Source organism: Treponema endosymbiont of Eucomonympha sp. (genome assembly GCF_001028545.1).
This window is the reverse complement of record NZ_BBPW01000612.1, coordinates 1-460: the sequence shown is the minus strand read 5'-3', so window position 1 is coordinate 460 and position 460 is coordinate 1. Positions and strand designations below refer to the sequence as shown.

1 pseudogene is annotated in these 460 nt (G+C 48.9%); it reads left to right on the top strand.

Features of this window, described 5'->3' with window-relative positions:
• Positions 1–460 (top strand): annotated as a pseudogene (locus AWU74_RS08315) (DNA-directed RNA polymerase subunit beta'); the annotation flags it as partial.

The window sequence follows — 460 nt, the reverse complement described above, 5'->3', positions numbered from 1 at the left end:
TTAACGAAGACGACTGTGGTACGATTAACGGTGTTGACTATACGGCGGTGAAAGACGGCGATGAGATTATCGAACCGCTGAAAAATCGCATCGCGGGAAAATTTACGCAAGAACAGGTGCTGCACCCAATTACAGGAGAACTTATCTGCGATATAAACGAATATATTACCGACGAGCTTGCCGTAAAAATTGACGAGATAGGCGTGGAGCGCGTGAACCTCCGTACGGTGCTCACCTGCGAAAGCCGTCACGGTGTCTGTTGTAAATGCTACGGGCGCAATTTGGCGCGCAATAAAATTGTCGAAATCGGCGAAGCAGTCGGTATTATCGCCGCACAGTCCATAGGTCAACCAGGTACACAGCTTACGATGAGAACATTCCATGTCGGCGGAACGGCGTCGAAAACAAGCGAAGAAAACCGCATCGTTCTAAAATACCCGATCATCGTCAAATCCGTGTC